Genomic DNA, 23,434 nt, shown 5'->3' with positions numbered 1-23,434 from the left:
TAACACGATGAAAAAAATATTTTACCTAATTATTTTAGCGATGGTTACCTCATCATGCAAAAAGTTTCTAGATGTACAACCAGAGTCGCAAGTGGATAAAAATCTTCTCTTTAATACAGAAGATGGATTTAAGGAAGCTTTAAATGGAGTTTACACACTGTGTTCATCTGGCAATTTGTATGGTGAATACCTCACATTTGGCGATTTGGAGGTGAAGGCGCAGAATTATGATTTTATAGATTTCTCTTATCAGAACATTGCGAACTTTGCTTATTCAGACCTAAGCTATATTTCTAGAAATGATAGAGTTTGGACGTCTGCTTATCAAGCCATCGTAAATTGTAATTATATTCTCGAAGCGATAGATTCTAAAAAAGGTCTTTTTACTGGTAATAATTACGAAATTATTAAAGGAGAGACATTAACGCTTCGTGCTTACTTACACTTCGATTTGTTAAGGATTTACGCACCTTCTTTCATTAGCAGGCCAAATGCAAAAGCCATTCCTTACGTAACTGAAGTGAAAATAAAAAGCACTCCGTTTTCTACGGTAGCAGAGGTTCTTGATAAAGTAATCATAGACTTAAATGCTGCGAAAGTATTGCTTAAAAAAGGAGATCCAATTTTATCTAGTGCTTATGTGGTAGGTTATCCATCTACCATTGGCGCTACAGAAACAACCACCAATGATTTGTTTTTACAGAATAGACGTATGCGGATGAATTACTATTCTACCTGCGGCGAACTAGCAAGGGCATATTTGTATAGAAATGAACTGGCACAAAGCCTTTCAAATGCACTTGAGGTAATCAATTCGAACAAATTTCCTTTTACTAAAGAAGCAGATTTTGTGGCCACAGATGTTACTAAAAAAGACAGGATTTTTTACCCAGAACTTATTTCGTCTTGGGCAATTCCTAATCAGGCAAAAAAGCTAGAAGCATTATATGCTAATTCTAATCCAACATTTAGTGCTACAAGCTCACGTATCGATGATGTTTTTGAAAAAAATGGAGTAGGTGGTTATGATTGGCGATTAGCACAATGGTTTTTAAAAGGAACATTAACTACTGGTGGAGCAGAACGTTCATTTCTTCAAAAATACATTAGCAACACCACACCAATTGTAAACCTGCACCCTTTGGTGGCACCAGCAATTAGGTTAAGCGAAATGTATTATATCGCAGCAGAGGCTGGTTATGATTCCAATCCGACAGCAGCAGTTGAGTATTTTAATACATTCAGGCATAAAAGAGGTATCCCAAATAATGTAGTAGTTACTGATAAAGCAAGTTTAATAGAATTACTGATTTTAGATGCAAGGAAAGAATTTTATGGAGAGAGCCAGTTTTTTTATATGCTGAAAAGGCTTAATCATACCATTCGTATTTCGCCAACTCAAATTAGGCCTGGCACCGATGCAGTTTTTGTGTCACCAATACCTGACGATGAACTTGCTTATAGAAACAATTAAACAACATAGACATGAAAAAATATATTATACCAATAATAGTTGTGATCACGGTGTTTGTTGGTTGCAAAAAAGATACTGAGTTTACCTATCAATCAGAAGACAATGTTTATCTCAATTATCCAAACTCTGATACCTTAACTTATTCGTTTTCTTATCGACCAAGTATAGATAAGGATACCGTATGGGTTCCTGTTAAAATTGCGGGTAATAGAGTGGCAAAAGATAGAAAGTTTGTCATGTCTGTTGTAGAGGGATCAACATCCGCTGTGCGTGATTTTCATTATGAAAAGTTAAAGGATTTTTACATTATGCCTAAAGATTCTGGTGTGGTGAAAGTGCCAATCATCTTAAAAAACATAGATACTGGTCTGGCTAATAATTCTGTAGCGCTAACCTTAAGAGTTGTTGGTGGTCTTGATTTTAAGGGAGACCTGCCATCGGCAAAACGAACAAAAAGCATTGTTTTTTCTAATAGGTTAGAAGAACCAACTTGGTGGAAATACTGGGGACAATTAAGGGGCTACGGTAGGGTAAAGCATGAGTTTTTTCTGATTGTAAATGGAAATGTACAACTCGCCGACATGAGTAGTCCTAGTACCGCCTTTTACGATATCCCAAGAACTTTATACTATATAGAAAACATGCGTCTTTTTGTGACATACCCATTCGAATGGGTGAAACAAAATCCGACGAGGGGTTATGAATTGAAATTAAGAACAGATGGAACTGGAGACTATGATTTTTATAATGTTAACGCTGCATCTAAAAAGTTTCGACTAAAATATTTTGCGCAGGCAAATGAGTATGTATTTATTGATGAAAAGGGAAACCAGATCAGAATGTAACCAAATCAAAAAAACAACCATGAAACAAATATTTATATTTATCATAGCCATATTAATGTTCGGTGCCTGTAAAAAGGATTTAGGCAATTATGATTATCATCCGCCATCTGAACCCACAATTTACAACTTAAAAGATACCATTATCAACGCAGTTGTTGGTGATACGCTAACTATTAATCCAAAGGTAACTTTCCCTGATGCTGATCCAATTAAAGACTTGAGTTTTAATTGGGAAATCGAAATCGCAGAAGAATTACGTTCAATTACCTTAAGTGGATATCCTTTAAAAATGCTATACAACTTGGGTACTGGCGAGAGACGTGCGAAATTGCATGTTACCGACAAGAGAAATGGTTTAAAGTATACCATACCCTTCAAAATCAAGGGTACAACACAATTTACGGCTGGTACAATTGTATTGACTGTTGATAATGGCGTAACCAAGCTTGCTTTTATTAGACCAGATAAGAGTGTGATTAACAACCTTTACGAAGGATTAAATGGAAAAGTTTTACCTACTAATCCAGTGCAACTGTACCATGCAAAACCACTTCCTTACCAACCCAATAATAAAGAAGAAATATGGGTGTTGTGTAACGATCCTGCAAAGGAAAGCACCATTTTAGACGGAGCCACCTTGTTGTACCGAAATCCTTTTTCAACGCAGTTTTTTAAAGCGCCACAGACAATAAACATTGGGCGAATAGAAGGCATTGAAGAAATGGGGATTGTTGCCCACGGAACTGTTAACGACAAGCTTTATCGTGGTACGCTATCTACCGCTCCATTTGTACCTGATTATGGCAAGTTTGCAAATTCGGCAGATGGAGATTATCTCTTGTCACCATATTATGCCATGATCATCGGGAAAAACAACCAAGGACAAACCTCAAGCTTTTATTTTGGGTTTAACACTAAGGATAATTCTTTTGTTTCTTTTGACGCTGGAGGAGTTTATCGAGGTAGCGACTACATAGTAGACAATTCCATCAGTCAGCCTAACTCCTTTAATCCGAGAAGTGCAGGACAAGGACAATTGATTTACATGAAGCCATCTTCGGGTACATCTTATGCCTTTATAAAAGATGAGAGTGGAATTGTTCAAGAACTAAGTTTCCGCATTGCGATGGAAAATTATGCTACACGAACGTTAAGCCCTATTTATAAGAGAGTTTTTAAAGGCAATTCGTTGGTAAATGCAGACACCAAATGGCAACGTTCTGCTGTTAATGTTTTCTATTTTTCTGCTAACGATAAAATTTATAAGTACAACCCTGTTAACGAAGATCTGATATTGCTCGAAGGGACCTATAGTGGTAAAAAAGTGACTATGCTTAAACTTAGTGCAGATGGCACAAGACTAACGGCTGGTTATGAAGGCGCAATTTTAACCCTTGATGTAAGTGTAGGTAAAAATGGAAACATTTTACAAACTCAAACGGGTATTCAAGGTGCTGTAATTGATCAAGTAATTAAAAACTAACAAGAGATTACAATGAAAATAGATAAAAAATACTTCGCCTTACTGTTGGCGGGGGTGTTACTCTCATGCGGTAAAACCGAAGAAGTAGAAAGTACAGAAAAAACAGTTCAGGAGCCAACAAAGCAAATTCAAGAGCATTGGCCAAATCATGATCTTTTAGTATCACAAGTATACCAAGATGATAATGTAGCTTTTTATTACGATGGGAAGATGGATAAAACTATTACTTGGCCTTATAAAACAATGTCTGATACTTGGGCTTACGTGAGGAAAACTTATGGAGAGTTTGGCGACGATAAAAGACTATATGTGATTTTCCATAAATCTGAAGTGCTTAATAAAGGCACTCAATTTGAAAAATGCATTACCTGCGGTGGTCACCCTGCTTCTTATTGGGATGCAAGCCATGATTTTAGAAACATAATAGATTGTGGGCTTGCAGGAGACCACGATTGGGAGATTCCAACCGGTCAAGACATCGGTATTCCTATTCATGAGGTGGGACATATTGTATGCGGTGCTAGCCATGGCGTAAAAGGGTCACCGTCTGATGTGTTATGGGGCGATAGTAAGTTCATGGAGATATTTAATTACGATGTCTTGAGAAATATCGGAAGAAAAGATGAAGCCGACAAAGTTTATCTCCAAATGCAAACTACAACTGATGTTTTTCCAAGAAAGGGAACTTATTGGTTTAGAGATTGGTTTTACCCAATTTATAGTAAATATGGCGAAGCATCGGTTTTAAATAAATATTTCGCATTACTGGCAAAAGAATTCCCAAAGAAAAATGGGGAGTATACTAGGAACCTAAATTGGGGAGAGTTTATTCATTTCTGGAGTGGGGCAGCGGGAGCTGATTTAAAAGAACAAGCTAAACTTGCTTTTGGATGGAGCTCTGCTTGGGAAGCCATGCTTAAAAATGCAAAGGAGGATTTTCCAAACGTAAAATATTAAACATTTAATACTCAAACGCCAGAAGATGAAGGAGTTGTTTTATAGCGTCATCATCCCCGTTGTAATTCAACTCTATCTTTTGGTAAATACAATGCACAAATTTTAACCAAAAACATTACATACAATTAAAATAAAGAATATGAAAAAGACACTATTGTTGCTAGCGCTTGCGTTGCCAATTTTTGCTACAGCACAAACTAAGGACCAAGCCAAAAATTTTAGTATTACTGGTAAAATTGGTACACTAAACCAACCTGCAACGGTTTACATAGATTATATGGATGCAGGTGTAAGCCGACAAGATTCGATACCTGTTGTAAATGGAAATTTTACCATTACTGGTCACGTTGATGGAATTACCTATTCTAGAATGGCAATTGGCAGAACTGGAAAAGGAAAAGGTTATTCTATCTATGTAGAAAAGGATGTAATATATTTTTATTTCTCTAAGGATAAAGTTGTGATGGATTCTCCTGATTCATTAATCAATGCCACTATTACTGGTTCCAAAATAAATGACGAATACATTGCTTACAATAAAGTAATTGGTGGAACCATCATGGATTTAACGAAAACCGTAAATGATGAGTTTAACAGCTTAAGCGCCGATGAGAAAAGGGATTCTGTTATTGTGGCTGATGTAAATGCTCGTTTTTTGAAAAGTATGGCCGATAGGAACACCAAAATGCTAAAGTTCGCAAAAGATTTCCCTAACTCTTATTTTGCTGTTGTGGCATTATCTGAAGGTGCAGGAAGCAAGGTGAACGTAGCAGTAGTAAAACCAATTTACGATGCATTAAACCCAGCTTTAAAAGCAACAGATACTGGAAAAGAAATTGCTCAAAGAATTGCTGCATCTAGTTCAACCAAAGCTGGGCAAGCCGCTCCTATGTTTACTCAAAATGATCCTTCAGGGAAACCAATTTCTTTAGCCGATTTAAAAGGAAAAACCGTGTTGGTAGAGTTTTGGGCCAGTTGGTGCGGTCCTTGTCGTTCAGAAAATCCCAACTTGGTAAAACAATACAATCTTTATAAGGATAAAGGATTTACCATTCTTTCGGTATCACTTGATGGCGAGAAAGACAAGTGGTTAGAAGCTATTAAAAGTGATGGTTTAACTTGGTTACATGTATCTGATTTAAAAGGATGGAACAATGAAGTTGGAAGATTGTATGGCGTAAGGGCTGTACCAGCAAGTTTTTTAGTAGATGCTACAGGGAAAATTATTGCTAATGATTTAAGAGGCGAAAGCTTGAATAAAAAGTTGGAAGAGTTAATGAAATAATCGTAATCTACCTTTAGTTAATAGTTATAGTTAAGTTAAATGCGGATCTGGATGGGTTCGCATTTTTAAGAATAAAGTTGTTAAACCCAATTTAAAGTAGCCACATTTTGCTTACAAATGAGAAACAGCAATCTAAATCCATAAATTTATAATACACTAACTTCTAAACGATCACAATTTAAACACACAAATGAAAAACATTAAAATTTCCACAATTACACTTCTAATTCTTGCACTCCTCTCAACAGTTGCTAAAACTCAAGAAAAGAGTGTTACAGCCAAAATGCCATTAAATGAGCTTCAGCAGCAGTTTGTAGATCTTGGATTTGGTATGTTTATCCATTACAACATCCCTACTTATATGGAAGATGATTGGGCAGATCCAGATGCTTCTCCAGCTATTTTCAATCCAAAACAATTGAATACAGATCAATGGGCTATGGCTGCCAAATCTGCTAACATGAGTTACGGATGTTTAACAACCAAACACCATAGTGGTTTTGCAATTTGGGATACTAAAACCACAACATATAATGTGATGAATAGTCCGCTGAAACGCGATGTGGTTAAGGAATACGTCACCTCTTTTCGTAAACAAGGACTGAAAGTAATGCTTTATTATTCCATATTGGATACACATCATAAATTAAGGCCTGGACATATTAATGCTAGCCATATAAAAATGGTTAAAGAACAGCTTACCGAATTGTTAACCAATTATGGAGAAATTTCTGCATTGGTAATAGATGGATGGGATGCACCTTGGTCGAGGATTTCTTATGACGATGTGCCTTTCGAGGAAATCTATAAGTTAATCAAATCAATTCAACCTAATTGTTTGGTAATGGATTTAAATGCTGCAAAATATCCAGCAGAAGCTTTGTTTTACACAGATATCAAATCTTATGAGCAAGGTGCTGGTCAACATATCTCTAAAGAAACTAACAAGTTGCCCGCACTTGCTTGTTTGCCACTGCAAGCCAATTGGTTTTGGAAATCTTCTTTTCCTACAACTGCTGTAAAATCTCCTGCAGTAATGATCAATGAAAATGCATTACCTTATAATCAGGTCTATTGTAACTTTATTCTAAATGTTGCACCAAATCGCGATGGATTAATCGATGAGAATGCGTTAACTGCATTGAAGGAAATGGGTAAATTGTACAAACCAGGATTGGCCCTTCCAAAGTTCCCTAGGGCAGATGCACCAATTATTTCTCATAACCTAGCAAAGGGTCGTCCATGTAATTCTAGTTGGAGCAATGATATGGATATCATGGATTTTGCCGTGGATGATGATTTTGGTACCAGCTGGCATGCTAACCCTAAGGTTGATTCTGCTTGGTTCGAAGTAGAACTGGGTAAAAAAGTGCCTTTGAATATGGTTGTATTGTCAAGGAGAAAAGCAGTACAATCATCTTACGTTTTAGAATATTTCAGTAACAATAAATGGTATCCATTATTGGGTGGCCTACATCAGGTTTCTAGTTCGAGAATAAATATACATCGGTTTGCTCGTGTTTTTGCAGAAAAAGTGAGGGTTAAATTTGATAAAACTGCTTCTGCGCCATCAATAGCCGAACTTGGAATTTTTAACGAGGGGATTTAATTAGTTATGCAATTTAACGATTAAGAATAAAAGAGGACAAGGGTCGTCTAACCGTTATTTTATGTTATTTTGCAATCGTAATCCCAACATTCCTCAGGATAATTAAGTATGAAAAAAAATAATTTAGTTGATCAAGAAATAACTCATTATGTGTTGTTTTGGCTTAAGAAAGAGTTAGCAGAGCAGGAAATTACTGAATTCACGGGCTTTTTTGAATTGCTGAAAACGATACCAGTTCTTAAATCCTTAAAGTATGGCAGGGCAGCGAATACTAATCAAAGAGATGTAGTAGATAATTCCTTTACCTATAATCTAATCTGCACCTTTAAAGATCATACAGATTGTTCAATTTATGAAACTCATCCTATACATTTAGATGCGATTGATCAGTACAATCACTTTTGGGAAAAAGTAGTAGTGCATGATTCTTGTGTCGAATAATAATCCTAAATAAAAAAGCGCCTGTTATTAGGCGCTTTTTTACTTAGGATGAAAGTTTTTTGAAGATATTATCCACCACTTTCGGAATATCATTGATGGCTTTTTCAGGATTGTTAATTTCTCCTTCAGCCCAACCTCTCCAAATCACTTTTCCTGATTTTCTGTCAATCAAGTCGATCATCACGCTTCCTTCTTTCACGTTGATCGTTCTCATTTCAGAGCCTACATATACAGGGTAGGGATTAACATAAGAATAGTAGTAAAATGCACTGCCTCTTGCGTAACCCAATCTCGGTACAATTCGTGCAGGCGGGTTATAATAAACAGGTTCATTATATTCTCTAGTTTTTGTAGTTACACCTGCTGTGTACTTAATCAGTATATCAGGATTTTTATTATCTAACTGATAACCTTTATTAGTCAACGCATTACTTGTTGCTTCAACAATTCTATCTGTTGCGATTTGGTTATTATATAATTTAGACGCTTTCGACTTGCTTTCTGGTAACCAAGCAAAGCTTTTGTAATTTGCAGAAAGTTTTTTGTTGCTAACTGCATAATAGTTGTAATTGCTACAGGCCGACAGTCCAACTGCCAACGCCAGTATTAAGAAAATTTGTTTTCTCATGATTGCTGTGTTTTATTTGTGTTGGATAGTAGTATCGCATAATTCTCCTTTTTTAGCTCATAAACGCAAAGCGAATGCCGAAAGATGTGTTGATGTACAGCAGTTTACAATGTTATGACAGCACATATCGCTTTATTCTTAAGAGGTGTGGCTTTCTTTTTTCCAATTCACTATAATGACCTAAAACGGAAAAAATGTCAGTGGTTAATAATGCCTAAACACTATTTTTTGAAAAGCAAAGACATCAGAATTTTTAAAGGTAGTCTGGCTTTCCATTACAAGTCCTCGGCTCGTTCCTTGCCTGTGGGCTTTCCATTTCTCCCGATAGCAATCGGGACCAGTTTAATAAACGCAGGTTTGTGCTTTTGCAACCCTAAATAGTAGCACCTGCCTTTGTTTCTAAACCTTATTGCAGCGATATACTTTTATTTGCGCAGCTTATAAAAGATTCCTGCCTGCGGTAGGCAGGTAGCGGAAAGAAGGAGCAGCCTCAATATTAGCAGGAGTTTTGCTTTTCAGATGATTGTTTTTTGCTATAAATCTGTACATTAGACTTAGGATAAGTTTTACAAATCATAACCAAATATGAAATTTCTACGTTTAAGTTTGCTATCGTTTTTTTGCCTGCTATCAGTTACTAATACTATTTTTGCTCAAAAACAAACCCCAACTTTGGGTATTGCAAGTAGTTTAAGTCAGGATAGTTTGGTTTATGCTGCCGGTTTTAAAGTGGTTACCGAGTCGGTTAAAAAAATGCTTTCCCCTGCATTAAGTGATGAAGAGTTTAAAGAAAACCTAAAAAAAATAAAGGCGGCAAAATGTAAAGTATTAACCTGTAATGTGTTTTTTCCTGCGGATATTAAGATAGCCGGACCAAATGTAGATGAGGCTAAAGTTTTAGCTTATGCAGAAGGAGTGCTTTCAAGAGCCAAAAAAGCAGGGGTAAAATATATTGTGCTGGGAAGTTCTGGTGCTAGAAGTATTCCTACTGATTATGATGTTAATAAAGCGAAATCTGATTTTGTTAAACTATGTAAAAAACTGGGCGAAATAGCGGGAAAACACCAAGTGCTAGTTGTGCTAGAGAATTTACAGTCATCAGAAACCAATTTTTTGAATACGTTAAAATCTGCAGCAGAAATTGTGAGGGGAGTAAATCATCCAAATTTCAAGTTGAATGCCGATATATTTCACATGATGCGTGAAGGGGAATTACCTAAAGAAATTATTGCGGCTGGAGATGTAATTGCCTTTGTTGAAGTTGCCGAAAAAGAAACTCGTTCGTTACCTGGCGTAAAGGGAGATGATTTTAAGCCGTACTTAACTGCGTTAAAACAAATTAATTATAAAGGTTATCTGTTTATTGAAGGAAGTGTTAAAAACGCTTCGGTAGAAATTCCTGCCGCATTTAAATATCTATCTGCTCAAATAAATGAGGTGTATCTAGGTAAGTAAATTAAGCTAATCATTTAAACTGCCAATAAACGGTTCTGTGCTTCGTAAATTACCTCTCTAGCTTTTACCACATTACCTATTATTATAATTGCAGGGTAGGCTAATCCTTCTCTTGTTGCTGCTTCCGAAAGGTCTTTTACTTCGCAAATTACTTGTTTTTGGTGTGCAAGTGTTGCATTTTGAATAATCGCCGCTGGCATTGACCCCAAACCTCCCTTAATATAAGTACTAGAAATTTCGTCCATTTTTTTCATGCCCATATATATAACTACTGTAGCCGAACTTTTCATGGCGCATTTTAAGTCGTTAGAAAGGCTGCCATCTTTTTTTGTTCCAGTAATCATCCAAACACTTTCGCTTATTCCTCTATGTGTTAAAGGTATGTCCATGAAACCAGCGCCTTGCATGCTACTAATACCAGGGATGTAAGTTGCCTTGATACCCTGTTCTTCTGCATATAATAATTCTTCAAAGCCTCTTCCGAAAATATAAGGATCGCCTCCTTTTAGCCTTACAATAACTTTATGAGTTTTGGTGTGAGCTACAATTAGTCTATTAATTTCTTCTTGAGGAGTATAACATCCATAAGGTTGTTTGCCAACATAGACCATTTTGCAAGACTTTGGTGCTATCTCTAGTAAATCTTTGTTACTTAAGTTGTCATAAAGAACAACATCTGCTCTTTTTAATACATTATATGCCTTCATTGTAATTAATTCTGGGTCACCAGGACCACCTCCTACAATAAATACTTCAAAATCGTTTGTTTTTGCTTCCATAATTTTAAATATTCTAGTATTATTTCGTAAAAATGATAAAAAATATCTTAAAAATTAAATTATTTATGATAAAAATCATAAAAAGTATTGTTTTATTAATTTTAGAGTCTATATTTGGATATCAAAAATCATATAGTTGCTAATTTTATATATTAAATATTATAAATTGTATAAAAAAATGATAGATTTTTAGATTTTGGTATTAAAAAATCAAAATATTTAAGCGAAAGCCTGTTTAATTTTAAGAAAACACTAAAAAATTATGAAAAAAACTCAAATTATCGTGATTGGAAATGGAATGGTGGGATATAAGTTCTGCGAAAAGCTAAAATCTAAGTCTGAGTCTTTTGATTTAATTGTTTTTGGTGAAGAATGCAGAAGAGCTTATGATCGTGTTCATTTAAGTGAGTATTTTAATGGTAAAACAGCAGAAGATCTTTCTTTATCTACAGCAACATGGTATAAAGAACAAAATATTACACTTTTCTTAAGTAATCCGATTGTTAAGATAGACCGCGATTTTAAAATGGTGTATGCTGCAGATGGTTTAAGTTATACTTATGACTATTTAGTGTTCGCTACAGGTTCTGCTGCTTTTGTGCCAACTATTCCTGGTGTAGAGAAAGATGGTGTTTTTGTTTATCGTACCATTGAAGATTTAGAATTAATAAGCGAATTTGCTAAAAAGGCAAAAATCGGTGCTGTAATAGGTGGTGGTTTATTGGGTTTAGAAGCAGCAAAGGCTTTAATAGATTTAGGAATTGAACAAACTCACATTATTGAGTTTGCTCCTCGTTTAATGCCTAGACAAATAGACGCTGCTGGTAGTGAAATGCTAAAATCTAAATTGGCAGATCTAGGATTAAAAATTCATTTGAATAAAAATACAACAAGTATAGAAGGTGAGGAAAAAATTACCGCCATGCAGTTTAGTGATGATACAAAACTAGAAGTGGACATGTTGGTTATTTCGGCAGGTATTAAGCCAAGGGATGAATTAGCTAAAGCTTGTGGTATTGAGGTTGGATCGAGAGGTGGCATTTTGGTGAACGAGAAAATGCAAACTAGCGACCCATCTGTATTTGCCATTGGCGAGTGTGCCTTATATGATGGCATGATCTACGGCTTAATCGCTCCAGGTTATGAAATGGCAGAAGTGTTAGCTGCTAATTTGTGCGAAGGAGCTAAAGAGTTTACCGGTTTTGACATGAGTACCAAACTTAAGCTGATAGGGATTGATGTGGCGAGCTTTGGTGATAATTTTATTGATGAACCAGATTGTAGAACGATCATTTTTGAAAATAAACATAAAGGAATTTACAGCCGAATAAATGTAAGTAATGATGGACAACACCTTTTAGGAGGTATATTGATTGGTGATGCAACAGCGTACAACATGCTGTTGCAAACTGTCAATAACAAAATCGTTATACCAGAAAACCCAGAAGAATTGATTTTTGGTAGTAGAAGTGGCGGCGATGGAGCTGATGGTGCTGGAATTGTAGGCTTACCAGATTCTGCATTAATCTGTAGTTGTGAGGGCGTAAGCAAAGGAGATATCTGTGGAGCGGTAACTAATCAAAACTGCGAAAACCTAGACGATATTAAAAAATGCACAAAAGCAGGTACCGGTTGCGGTGGTTGTATCCCTATGGTTAAGGATTTAATGGTACATACTTTTAAATCGCAGGGCAAATATGTTAAAAATGTAATTTGCGAACACTTTAATTATAGTAGACAAGAGCTTTTTGACTTGATTCATATCCACGAACTGAAAAGTTATGATGAAGTTTTAAACGAATTTGGTAAAAATGATGGTTGTGAGGTTTGTAAACCTTTGGTCTCTTCGTTATTGGCAAGTTTGTGGAATGAAATGATCTTGAAAAAAGGAAACGATGTTGCTCAAGATAGTAATGATCGTTTTTTGGCGAACATACAAAAAGGTGGGTCATATTCTGTGGTTCCTCGAGTTCCAGGGGGGGAAATTACTCCAGATAAATTAATTGTCATCGGCGAGGTAGCCAAAAAATATAATCTCTATACCAAAATTACTGGAGGACAACGCATTGACTTGTTTGGTGCACATGTTAATGATCTTCCAGTTATTTGGGAAGAGCTAATTGCTGCAGGTTTTGAAAGTGGCCACGCTTACGGCAAGGCTTTAAGAACCGTTAAAAGTTGCGTTGGTAGCACTTGGTGCAGGTTTGGCTTACACGATAGTGTAAGTTATGCCATAAGAATTGAAGAAAGATATAGGGGGATTAGGGCGCCACATAAATTGAAATCGGCTGTTAGTGGTTGTATTAGAGAATGTGCCGAAGCCCAAAGCAAGGATTTTGGGATCATTGCAACAGAAAAAGGGTGGAATTTGTATGTGTGTGGAAATGGAGGTAGCAAACCGCAACATGCTTTACTGTTGGCTACAGATTTAGATAGTGATACTTGCATCAAATACATCGATCGTTTTTTAATGTTCTATATCCGTACTGCTGATCCATTAACTAGAACAGCAACTTGGCTAAATAAAATGGAAGGCGGAATTGATTATTTGCGCAATGTGATCATCAATGATAGTTTAGGAATGGCGGCACAGTGGGAGCAAGAAATGGAAAATTTAGTTAATTCATACAAATGCGAATGGAAGGAAGCCATTGAAAATCCTGCCATCAGAAAAAGATTTTCTCACTTTGTAAATGCACCAGAAGAGAAAGACCCAACTATAGAATTTGTTGATATGCGTGGACAGAAACGCGTAGCAGAATGGAATACTTCTAACCAAATATAACCAAGTGTATGGTTGATGGTAGATAGCCCATGGCTTGTATTTTTAAGGTTAACGGCTATTAACTATTGACTAAAAACTATGAACCAGTTTAATTATGAACCCCTAAACCCTCAAGAAGATGACAGAAACATCAAATTGGTTAGCAGCTTGCCGAGTCGAAGATGCCGTAGAAAATGGCGGCGTTTGCGTAAAAAATGGTGAAGAACAAATTGCCCTTTTTTATTTTAAAAGAAGAAATGAATGGTTTGCAACGCAGAATGAATGTCCGCACCGCAAACAGATGGCTTTAAGCCGTGGAATGATTGGATCTACTACCGACGAACCAAAGGTAGCCTGCCCATTCCATAAAAAGACTTTTTCACTTCATACGGGAGAATGTTTAAGTGGCGATGAATGCGCCATTAAAACCTACCCTGTAAAAATTGATAACGGAATTGTCTACATTGGGAAATTCCCAAAATAAATCATAATCGTATGAAATAACCACTCATACGCAATTTAAACCAACCAAAAACTGAAATCATGAATTATAAAAAATTTGTAGCCTTAACTGGCTGCCTAGCGTTAACTATGCTTTTTTTTACCGTTAAAGCTCAAACCAAAGCTGTTTTATTTGAAGGCATTTTCGTAGCAGGATATGTAGATAATGGCGCTTTTATCAATTGCGCAGGACCAAGTATAAAGTTTGCTAAAAAACCATACGCCATATTAGTAGGTATGTTACCAAGTTTAAGAATTAAGGAAGATAAGGTTGCTGCAGGTGCGAAACAAAATAGCATGGTAACTCCAAACTTAGGTTTTGGTGCAACGGCTGTTTTTCATCATGTAGCCTTACAAGTACCATTTTACTATAATGCTAAAACAGCAGCTAAAGATGGAAAATGGAATGTGGGCGTAGGCCTAGGTTATAAATTTTAATTAATTACCCCTTTAAATCAAGCAATCATGACTAATATAACCGCTCAGCCGCTCAGCAGGCTTAATATATTTTCGCTAAAAGGTGTTCAAATGAAAACCTTTCACATTACTTGGCTTACTTTTTTCTTTTGTTTTTTTGCATGGTTTGGGATGGCTCCCTTAATGAAAATTGCAAGAGAACAACTGCATCTTACTAAAGACCAAGTTGGTAACATTCAAATTGCATCAGTGTCTGCCACCATTATTGCCCGTTTATTAATCGGTAGGTTAATAGATAAATTTGGACCAAAATTAATATATACTTGGTTATTGGTTATTTGCGCCATACCTGTTTTGTTAATTGGTACTAGTCAATCCTACACTTCTTTTTTACTGTTCAGATTAGCAATTGGCGTTATAGGCGCATCATTTGTAATTACCCAATTTCATACTTCGATCATGTTTGCGCCAAACATTAAAGGCACAGCTAATGCCACTGCTGGTGGTTTTGGTAATGCTGGTGGTGGAGCAGCTAACTTTTTTATGCCTTTAATTGCATCTGGCTTTACAGCGCTTGGTCTTTGTAGTACCCAGGATAGCTGGAGATTTGCCATGGTTATACCAGGGGTGATGTTATTAGTTTGCGCTTATTTATATCATCGTTATACGTTGGATAGTCCCAAAGGTGATTTTAAAGACTTGCCTGCGACTGAAAAAACCACAAAAAATACCTTCTTAATTGCGGCTAAAGATTACCGTACTTGGATTTTAACTATTGCCTACGCTGCTTGTTTTGGCGTAGAAATTACGGTAGACAATTTTGCACCAATCTTTTTTACAGATTCATTCGGTTCTACCATTGCCATAGCAGGTATGGTAGCTGGTATTTTCGGTTGGATTAATATTTTCGCCAGGCCACTAGGCGGGATCGTTGCTGATAAAATAGGCAAGACTTGGGGCTTTGACGGTAAAACACTTTTGCTTTCTATTTTACTTTTAGTAGAGGGTATTGGCATTGTGTGGTTTGCTAAATCTGGTAACATTAGCATGGCTATTTTAATGATGTTCATTTTTGGCATGAGTTTAAAAATGGCCAATGGGGCAACTTACAGTTTAGTGCCTTTTATTAATCCATTAGCTGTAGGAAGTGTAGCAGGTATTGTAGGCGCTGGTGGCAACATAGGAGCCATGTTAATTGCATTTTTGTTTAAAGCCAAAGCAACACATGTTGTTAAAAACGTAGTAGAAAATGGGGTCACCGTTCAAAAAGACTTGATTGATTATACGGCAGCTTTCACCTTGCTGGGTTATATTATATTAGGAATTGGAATTGCAGTGCTTGTTTTTAGAACCGTTACCGCACAAAAAGGCTCAGGAGTTGAAGACTTGAATATGGCGACTGCTAAGTAGTGAGTTGATAGTGGCTTATAGTCGATGGTTGATGGTCAATGGCCAGGTTGCCTATTGACCATGGACTATCGACCATCAACCCTAAAAAAAAACATGACGAATAAAGAAAACATACCGACAACTCAAACCACAACCTGCTGTTATTGCGGAGTAGGTTGTGGTATTGTTATTTCTAAGGATGCGCATCAGAATATAACCTTGGTAGGTAATGAAAATCATCCTGTTAACAAAGGTATGTTGTGTAGCAAAGGAATGAATTTGCATTATACGGTTAACGATAAAAGTGATCGTTTACTTTATCCGCAAATGCGATACAATAAAAATATGCCTTTGCAAAGGGTAAGTTGGGACGTGGCTTTAGAAAGAACGGCTGCAGTTTTTAAGACGCTGATTAACAAATATGGTCCTGATAGTGTTGCTTTTTATGCCAGCGGACAATGTTTAACTGAAGAATATTACGTTGTAAATAAACTCATCAAAGGTTTTATTGGCAGTAATAACATCGATACGAATAGTCGTTTGTGTATGAGTAGCGCAGTAATGGGCTATAAAATGAGTTTGGGAGAAGATAGCGTCCCGATTAGTTATGATGATTTAGAACTGGCCGATTGTTTGTTCGTTTCGGGTGCGAACCCTGCTTGGTGCCATCCCATTTTATGGAGAAGGGTAGAAGCAGCCAAAGAGAAAAACCCTGCCTTAAAAATTATTGTAAGCGACCCTCGAAAAACGCAAACTTGTTCTTTGGCTGATGTTCATTTACAATTAAATCCGGGAACTGATATTACCTTGCATCACGCCATAGGAAGGTGTTTGATAGAAGACGGTAAAGTAGATCAAGATTTCATTAATAATAGTACTAACGGTTACGAAAAATATAGGGCAACTGTTTTTGAGAAATCTATAGTTGAAGCGGCAATTATTTGTGGAGTTAATGAAAATGATATCCGTCTTGCCGCATCTTTTATTGGGAATGCCAAAGGTTTCATCACTATGTGGACAATGGGTTTGAACCAAAGTGTAATTGGTACGCATAAAAATTTATCGTTAATTAACCTAAATCTCATTACAGGTCATATTGGTAAACCTGGTAGTGGTCCATTTTCATTAACCGGACAACCAAATGCAATGGGTGGTAGAGAAGTTGGTGGATTAAGCAATTTGCTGCCAGCGCATAGAAATCTAGCGAATGAAAGTCACAGAAATGAAGTAGAAAAGTTTTGGCAAATCCCTTTAGGTACAATTAGTGCAAAGCCAGGATTAACGGCTACTGAAATGTTCGAGGAGCTAAATACTGGTAAATTAAAAGCGGTTTGGATTTTATGTACCAACCCATTAATTAGTTTGCCAGATGTTCGCATAGCGGAAGCAGGGCTGAAAAAAGCCAAATTTGTTGTAGTACAGGATATCAGCAACAAAGTTGAAACTTTAAAATATGCTGATGTAGTTTTACCAGCGGCTGCTTGGGCAGAAAAAGAAGGCACAATGACCAATGCTGGTCGTTATATTTCTTACCTCAGTAAAATTGTGGAGGCTCCTGGAGAAGCAATTCCAGATGCTGAAATCATTTGTCGATTTGCGAAAAAAATGGGCTATGAAGGCTTTGATTTTGAAAATTTTGCAGCCATTTATGCAGAACACGCAGCACTAACGGCAGGAACTCATATAGATATTAGCGGATTGAATTATGCCATTTTGAAAGAAAAAGGTGCGGTTCAATGGCCATATCCAAAAGAGGAGAAAGGTTTTGGTACGGCAAGATTATTTACGGACCATCAATTTTATACACCTGATCAAAAAGCAAATATTCAATCTTTTGGTGATGAAAATCAGTCAGAACCATTAACACCTGAACATCCCTTGATTTTAACCACAGGTAGAATTAGGGATCAATGGCATACCAGAAGCAAAACAGGTAAGGTAAATAAGCTTAACCAACATATTAATGAGTCGTTTTTAGAGATTAATCCTGCCGATGCAAAAGTAAGAAATGTAGCTGATAACGATGTAATTGAGGTTTTAAGTTTGAGGGGTAATGTAAGGGTTAAGGCAAAATTCTCTGACGATATTAAAGCAGGCGTTGTTTTTATGCCAATGCATTGGGGCAAGATTTTAGGTAGCGACTTAAACAGGGTAAATAACTTGACCAATAATTTGGTTGATCCTATTAGTAAGGAACCTGATTTTAAATTTACGGCTGTAGAAGTTAAACCTTACCAAAAAGCAAGGCAGAAAATTGTTGTAATCGGTGCAGGAGCAGGTGCTTGTGGTTTTGTGAAGAGTTACCGAGCATTAAACACTACAGATGACATAGAGATTTTTAGTAAAGAGAATTTTCCTTTTTACAATAGAGTTTTATTGCCCGATTATATCATTGGCACTTTGCCTTGGCAAAACCTAATCAAGATGAGCGATAGTGAGGAACATGATTATCGCATTAAATTACATCGCGGTTTAGGTGTTGAAACAATTGACAAACAAAATAAAACCGTAACAGATGACAATGGTATCATCCATAGTTATGACGTATTGTTATTGGCTACAGGAAGCAGGGCGTTTGTTTTAAAAGATATTCCGAAATTGGGTGGTATATTTACCATGAGGAGCAGAGTAGATGCAGATGGTTTTAGAAAACATATTGATAAAACCACAGGAAGGGTAGTTATTGTTGGTGGTGGTTTATTGGGGATTGAGCTGGCAACTTCTTTGGCAGAAACAGGATCAAAAGTAACAATCATACAAAGGATTTCGAGGTTGATGGGTAGGCAATTGGATGCCTTGGGCAGTCAGCTGTTGCATGAAGAATTGATAAGCAAGGGCATAGAGATATTTTATAACGATGAAGTAGATCGTTTTGTGGGAGACAAGCATATTTCGGGCATTCGTTTAAAAAGCGGTTTACTAATTGATTGCGAAACATTAGTCATCGCCATTGGCACAGTGCCTAACATAGAAATGATCAAGGAAGCTGGAATTGATTGCAAAAGAGGTGTAGTAGTTGATGAATATTTAAGAACCAGCGAAAAGGATATTTTTGCAGTTGGTGAAATTGCAGAATTTGATGGCGAACTTTACGGAATAACTGCTGCTGCAGAACAACAAGCGGCAATTGTTGCCAGATTTCTTTGTGGTGATATTGCTAAATATTACAGTGGAAGTTTGTTAATGAACATCCTAAAAATGCATAGTTTAGCTGTTTGTTGTTTAGGTTTGGCAGAAATACCAAATGATGACCCAACCTACGAAGAAATAGTATTTATAGATCGTGCCAAGCGTTATTACAAAAAATGTATTGTGCACAATGATAAATTGGTAGGTGCCATTTTAATTGGAGACAAGAGCGAGTTTTTAGAGTTTAGGAACTTGATAGAAAATAAAATGGAGTTGAGTGAAAAACGACTTCAACTATTAAGAAGCGGAAATACCGCAGAACCTATTATTGGCAAAACAGTTTGTAGCTGTAACAATGTCGGTGAAGGAAATTTAATCAATAAAATTAAGGATGGTTGTACAGATCATTTGCAGTTATGCCAACTCACGGGAGCAGGTATGGGTTGCGGGAGTTGCAGACCAGAAGTTAAAGCTATTTTAGATTCATTTGTAAATGTGATGAAACCAGAACCTGAAAACCACGTCATTGCGAGGGTCGATTCTTCATCGCCCGAAGCAATCTCCTTATAGATGTTTGCCTACCCTAAGTGCTTTAAGATTGCTTCGTCGGCAATAGAAGCCTTCCTCGCAATGACGACAATAAAAAATATATAAATGAAAAAAGTTATCGAACCATCTGAATTTATAAACCTGAAAGGAATTGAATACTTCAATTTCGAAGAAGATTTTATGGAAGATAATGTTCGTTGCATCCCAATGATTGTTCGCTTTAAGATGGATGCAGTTGGTATCAAGCTAAAACTGGCCGAATGGAGTAAGTTTAATACTGATGAACGGGTAGAACTGGCCATAAAGCCCATTTCAAACTCAACAGCGCTTAATAAATATCATAGTTATCTAGTTGGCTTAATTAAAAAATATACCAATAATGAAGCTACAATTATTGCTGTAGACAAAACACCTGCTTGGAGAGAATTTAACCGGCTTCCAATTGTATTACAAGAAAAATTACAGGAGCTGGATTTGCATATTTCTATAAATCAATGGAAGAATTTATCAGATATACAGCGTTTTGTATTGTTGAAACTTTGTAGGCCTGGTCACGAGAATAAAAACTTTCCAAAAGCAATGTTAGAATTTGGATTAAGCTAGCGAATTATGGAACAGACAGTTATCATCAATTTTCCTGGTGGCATTATTTCTCCTGGAAGCCTTTACAATATCCTTGTTGCAGCTGCAAAAGTAAGGTTAAGGTATGTTCGATTTGGCTTAAGGCAACAATTGTTGATTGATCTAGAATCATATAACGTAGAAACATTTACAAAAGAATTGGATGAACTAGGAATCGATTACGAAGTTGATACCCATCATTTTCCAAATATTATTAGCTCTTATCCGGCCGAAGAAATATTTATTCGCAATACTTGGTTAACCGAAGGTGTTTATAAGGATATTTTTGACGCCATTAATTTTAGACCATCGGTTAAGGTTAATATTTGCGATAATAATCAAAGTTTTACGCCAATGTTAACTGGTAACATCAATTGGGTGGCTTCCTCGCAATCGGCACATTATTGGCACCTCATTATCCGTTTTCCTAAAACCAATGTAGTTTACGAATGGAATCAACTCTGTTATACTAACAATATAGCATCGATAACTCAAAAATTAGAAGCCATCATCAATGACAATCGGGAAGCCTTTATTGATAATGAAAATGCAAATGGAGAAAAGCTTTTTGCTGCATTAGACGTTTCTGGGTTTATCATTAAACCAGCTGAAAGTCCAGTTTCACTTTCTGCTTTCAATTTACCTTATTACGAAGGATTAAACCGTTACAACAATAAATATTGGTTAGGGATTTATAGACGTGATGAACTGTTTGCGGTCGATTTTTTAAAGAAAATCTGCCTGCTCTGTCAAGAAACCAAACTCGGACAACTCTGCTGTACATCTTGGAAAACAATTATCATTAAAGGAATTGATGAGCAACACAAACAATCTTGGAATGCTTTATTAGAAGAATTTGAAGTAAACATGCGCCATGCGGCAAACGAATTAAACTTTCAGGTAGAAGACCATTGTGTGGAAGGATTAGAGCTAAAGAACTATTTGGTTAAACATTTAAGTGTAAATGACACCCGTACCTTTGGGATTTGCTTTGGGATAAAAACTAGAAAGAAAAGTGAGATTTTTAGTAGTATTCTGATCAGAAAAAGGCATCTTCTTAATTTTTTAGGTATAAAGTTATTTGCTGTTTATGATATTTTATGTGCTAAAAACTTTAATCCGAATGAGCGAACAGGCTTTGTGTTTAGCAAGGGAAATCCTAAATCATTATTGCCGGAGCAATTGCGTAGGGCAGTACTTAAGTTTTATCAAACTAGGTTAGCAGTTAAAAATGAACAGCTCATTCCTCAAAAAAAATCAAACCATTCTTTGCCAAAGGAAATAGAATTTTTATATCAATGCGGCGATTGTTTCACTGTTTACAGTGAAGATTTAGGAGACCTCAATCAAGGCATTGCATCTGGTACAAAATTCGATGATTTACCTGCTGATTTTTGTTGTTCACTTTGTGAGAATGATAAGGCTGGTTTTGTTAAGGTGGAGAAAAAGGTACTTCAGTTAGTGTAATTGGTTAAGCATTCGAAGCGCAGTAATAATGCTACAATTTAAGGTAGTCCTACTTTTCGCTCGTATTTTTTTAATGTCCTTCGACACTTCGGCGAGCTCAGTGCAGACTGAGCTCAGAATGACATTAAAAAAGATACCGCTTCAATTAGGGCTATTTAACTTCAGCCAGTGCAGGGAAACCCCTCATAGTAGCACAAACCTATGTATCATAAACCCGATTGAAGTGGAAATCCTTTTTGTCATCCTGAGCTTGTCGAAGTTTCGAGACAAGTTGTGGAAAGACAAAAAGATTGAAACGAAATGCGGGACTAACATTCAAATGGAAAGCAGGTTTTGCTTTTCAAAAAACCTTAAATTATAACTCGTTAATCTCAGTCGGAGAGTTGAAGTTCTTGAAATAACCTTGCTCTGAAGCAGATAGGTGTATTTTATAAGTATTTAACAAATCCAACGTTGCATGCATACTGTGTTTTTTCAAGTTTCCTTCATTGTAAAGCTTCATGATCTTGGCTAAACCTTTTGCTGTATAAATACCGCACAAAGGCTCATAAAAATCATTATTTAAGAAAACGTAAGCATCAAAATCAGGATGTTGTATCTTTTCATTCATCAGCCTGTTCATTAAACTGATGTCCATTTTAATCAAATCGCAAGCTAAAACGAATAAATCTTCAACAGGTGCTGATAAATGAGCCGATAAGATGCCTTTTAGTGGTCCGCCAATCTTTAAAGTAAGATCATCAGGTATGAGGTTTTCCTTTTGAAAGAGGTTGCCATAATCGCTTTCCTGATTTGAGTTAACTGAAAATTTAACATAAAGGTTTAGGGCTTTCAGTTTTTCTTCGGCTAGGCCTGCCCAAGTTTGGCCATCAGCTAATAAGATTCCTTTGTCTGAACCCATTCGCTCACTTTGCCCGCCACAAAGCACTAAACCTATCATTATTTAATCTGGTTGCTTAAGTCTCTTAGACCTTGTTCATCAGCAATGCTGATCATTTTCCCTTTTAACAAAATCAGTTTTTCGGCAATTAATTCGTTCATTGTTCTAAAAACAGTTTCATAGGTAGCGCCGGTGTATGCGGCTAAATCTTGTCTGCTTAGTTCTAAATTTAGACAATCATCTACATTTATTCCAAATTGGTCTCTTAAACTTAATATCGCTACTGCTAATCTGCTTTTTACAGACATTAACGCTAGGTTGCGCATTTTCTTTTCCGATGCATTTAATTCATCAGCAAAAAACATCAGCATGCTATAAGCGAAATCGTGATTAACTTTTAAAGTTGCCTTAAAAAAATCGATAGGCACAAAACAAAACGTAGTGGTCTCTAATGCGGTTGCGGAGATGGGATAAAAAGATAGGTCTGAGGCAATTCCTCTATGACCAAAAATAGCTCCATTATTAGCAAAACGTAAGATTAATTCTTTATCGCCCCACTTTTTATGCACCTTAACATTACCAGAAGTTACAAAATAAACGCCAGTTACCGGATCGCCTTCCTTAATGATGAGTTCGCCTTTTTTAGCTGTGAAGTTTTGTTTATGACTAGCGATAGCTGGATGCCATTCTTGCAAAGAGAGTTTGCACATGAAACAGGTCTGTAAATCGCAGCTTTTATTTTTCTTCATTGTTTGGGCTAT

Annotated in this window: 19 protein-coding genes; 15 read left to right on the top strand and 4 right to left on the bottom strand. The window is 36.4% G+C overall.

Going from position 1 to position 23,434, the window contains the following annotated elements; translation table 11 throughout:
* The first annotated feature begins 7 nt into the window (after positions 1-7).
* From R2Q59_RS07785 to R2Q59_RS07755, 7 genes are all read left to right on the top strand, one after another.
* The gene (locus R2Q59_RS07785; protein WP_316767587.1) at positions 8-1,474 is read left to right on the top strand and encodes a RagB/SusD family nutrient uptake outer membrane protein; all 1,467 of its coding nucleotides are present in this window, start codon (positions 8-10) and stop codon (positions 1,472-1,474) included.
* 11 nt (positions 1,475-1,485) lie between these two features.
* Positions 1,486-2,319, top strand: a complete 834-nt coding sequence (locus tag R2Q59_RS07780) for a DUF4843 domain-containing protein (RefSeq protein ID WP_316784949.1) — start codon at positions 1,486-1,488, stop codon at positions 2,317-2,319.
* Positions 2,320-2,338: 19 nt separating this feature from the next.
* On the top strand, positions 2,339-3,802 hold the full coding sequence (locus R2Q59_RS07775) for a PKD-like family lipoprotein (RefSeq protein ID WP_316784947.1): 1,464 nt from the start codon (positions 2,339-2,341) through the stop codon (positions 3,800-3,802).
* A gap of 12 nt (positions 3,803-3,814) precedes the next feature.
* On the top strand, positions 3,815-4,759 hold the full coding sequence (locus R2Q59_RS07770; protein WP_316784945.1) for a hypothetical protein: 945 nt from the start codon (positions 3,815-3,817) through the stop codon (positions 4,757-4,759).
* A gap of 139 nt (positions 4,760-4,898) precedes the next feature.
* Positions 4,899-6,044: a TlpA disulfide reductase family protein gene (locus R2Q59_RS07765; RefSeq protein ID WP_316767580.1), complete on the top strand. Its 1,146-nt coding sequence runs from the start codon at positions 4,899-4,901 to the stop codon at positions 6,042-6,044.
* Between the two features lie 190 nt (positions 6,045-6,234).
* Positions 6,235-7,653 (top strand): alpha-L-fucosidase, encoded by a 1,419-nt coding sequence (locus tag R2Q59_RS07760; protein WP_316784943.1) that lies wholly within the window; start codon positions 6,235-6,237, stop codon positions 7,651-7,653.
* 108 nt (positions 7,654-7,761) lie between these two features.
* Positions 7,762-8,094 (top strand): Dabb family protein, encoded by a 333-nt coding sequence (locus tag R2Q59_RS07755; protein WP_316767578.1) that lies wholly within the window; start codon positions 7,762-7,764, stop codon positions 8,092-8,094.
* Between the two features lie 43 nt (positions 8,095-8,137).
* Here R2Q59_RS07755 and R2Q59_RS07750 read toward each other — a convergent pair whose 3' ends face one another.
* A complete protein-coding gene (locus R2Q59_RS07750) occupies positions 8,138-8,722 on the bottom strand; it encodes a DUF4136 domain-containing protein (RefSeq protein ID WP_316784941.1) in 585 nt (194 codons plus the stop codon).
* Between the two features lie 585 nt (positions 8,723-9,307).
* Between R2Q59_RS07750 and R2Q59_RS07745 the strand changes: the two genes are divergently transcribed.
* Positions 9,308-10,177, top strand: coding sequence for a sugar phosphate isomerase/epimerase family protein (locus R2Q59_RS07745; RefSeq protein ID WP_316784940.1), 870 nt, complete (start codon positions 9,308-9,310; stop codon positions 10,175-10,177).
* Between the two features lie 14 nt (positions 10,178-10,191).
* On the opposite strand, the gene cobA is transcribed toward R2Q59_RS07745, so the two are convergent.
* The gene (gene cobA, locus R2Q59_RS07740) at positions 10,192-10,956 is read right to left on the bottom strand and encodes a uroporphyrinogen-III C-methyltransferase (protein WP_316784938.1); all 765 of its coding nucleotides are present in this window, start codon (positions 10,954-10,956) and stop codon (positions 10,192-10,194) included.
* Between the two features lie 262 nt (positions 10,957-11,218).
* Here cobA and nirB point away from each other — a divergent pair, with 262 nt between their 5' ends.
* From nirB to R2Q59_RS07705, 7 genes are all read left to right on the top strand, one after another.
* Positions 11,219-13,741 (top strand): nitrite reductase large subunit NirB, encoded by a 2,523-nt coding sequence (nirB, locus tag R2Q59_RS07735; protein WP_316784936.1) that lies wholly within the window; start codon positions 11,219-11,221, stop codon positions 13,739-13,741.
* Positions 13,742-13,859: 118 nt separating this feature from the next.
* Positions 13,860-14,204 carry a nitrite reductase small subunit NirD gene (gene nirD, locus R2Q59_RS07730; protein WP_316767571.1) on the top strand — a complete coding sequence of 115 codons (345 nt, stop codon included), beginning with the start codon at positions 13,860-13,862 and terminating at the stop codon, positions 14,202-14,204.
* 59 nt (positions 14,205-14,263) lie between these two features.
* Positions 14,264-14,659 (top strand): hypothetical protein, encoded by a 396-nt coding sequence (locus tag R2Q59_RS07725; protein WP_316767569.1) that lies wholly within the window; start codon positions 14,264-14,266, stop codon positions 14,657-14,659.
* A 90-nt stretch (positions 14,660-14,749) separates the two neighbouring features.
* A complete protein-coding gene (locus R2Q59_RS07720; protein ID WP_316767567.1) occupies positions 14,750-16,048 on the top strand; it encodes an MFS transporter in 1,299 nt (432 codons plus the stop codon).
* Between the two features lie 93 nt (positions 16,049-16,141).
* Positions 16,142-19,726 (top strand): molybdopterin-dependent oxidoreductase, encoded by a 3,585-nt coding sequence (locus tag R2Q59_RS07715; protein WP_316784934.1) that lies wholly within the window; start codon positions 16,142-16,144, stop codon positions 19,724-19,726.
* An 84-nt stretch (positions 19,727-19,810) separates the two neighbouring features.
* Entirely contained in the window at positions 19,811-20,308 is a 498-nt protein-coding gene (locus R2Q59_RS07710; protein ID WP_316784933.1) for a nitrate reductase associated protein, read from the top strand.
* Between the two features lie 6 nt (positions 20,309-20,314).
* Positions 20,315-21,793: a rubredoxin gene (locus R2Q59_RS07705; RefSeq protein ID WP_316784931.1), complete on the top strand. Its 1,479-nt coding sequence runs from the start codon at positions 20,315-20,317 to the stop codon at positions 21,791-21,793.
* A gap of 355 nt (positions 21,794-22,148) precedes the next feature.
* On the opposite strand, the gene R2Q59_RS07700 is transcribed toward R2Q59_RS07705, so the two are convergent.
* Together R2Q59_RS07700 and R2Q59_RS07695 are read right to left on the bottom strand one after the other, a co-directional pair.
* Positions 22,149-22,733 carry a molybdenum cofactor guanylyltransferase gene (locus R2Q59_RS07700; RefSeq protein WP_316784928.1) on the bottom strand — a complete coding sequence of 195 codons (585 nt, stop codon included), beginning with the start codon at positions 22,731-22,733 and terminating at the stop codon, positions 22,149-22,151.
* Positions 22,733-23,422, bottom strand: coding sequence for a Crp/Fnr family transcriptional regulator (locus R2Q59_RS07695; RefSeq protein WP_316784926.1), 690 nt, complete (start codon positions 23,420-23,422; stop codon positions 22,733-22,735). Before R2Q59_RS07695 ends, R2Q59_RS07700 begins: the two co-directional genes overlap by 1 nt.
* Positions 23,423-23,434: the final 12 nt, after the last annotated feature.

Source organism: Pedobacter frigiditerrae, assembly GCF_032678705.1.
Lineage (GTDB): Bacteria > Bacteroidota > Bacteroidia > Sphingobacteriales > Sphingobacteriaceae > Pedobacter > Pedobacter frigiditerrae_A.
Note: the sequence above shows the minus strand (reverse complement) of the source record. Positions and strands in the feature narration are given on the sequence as shown.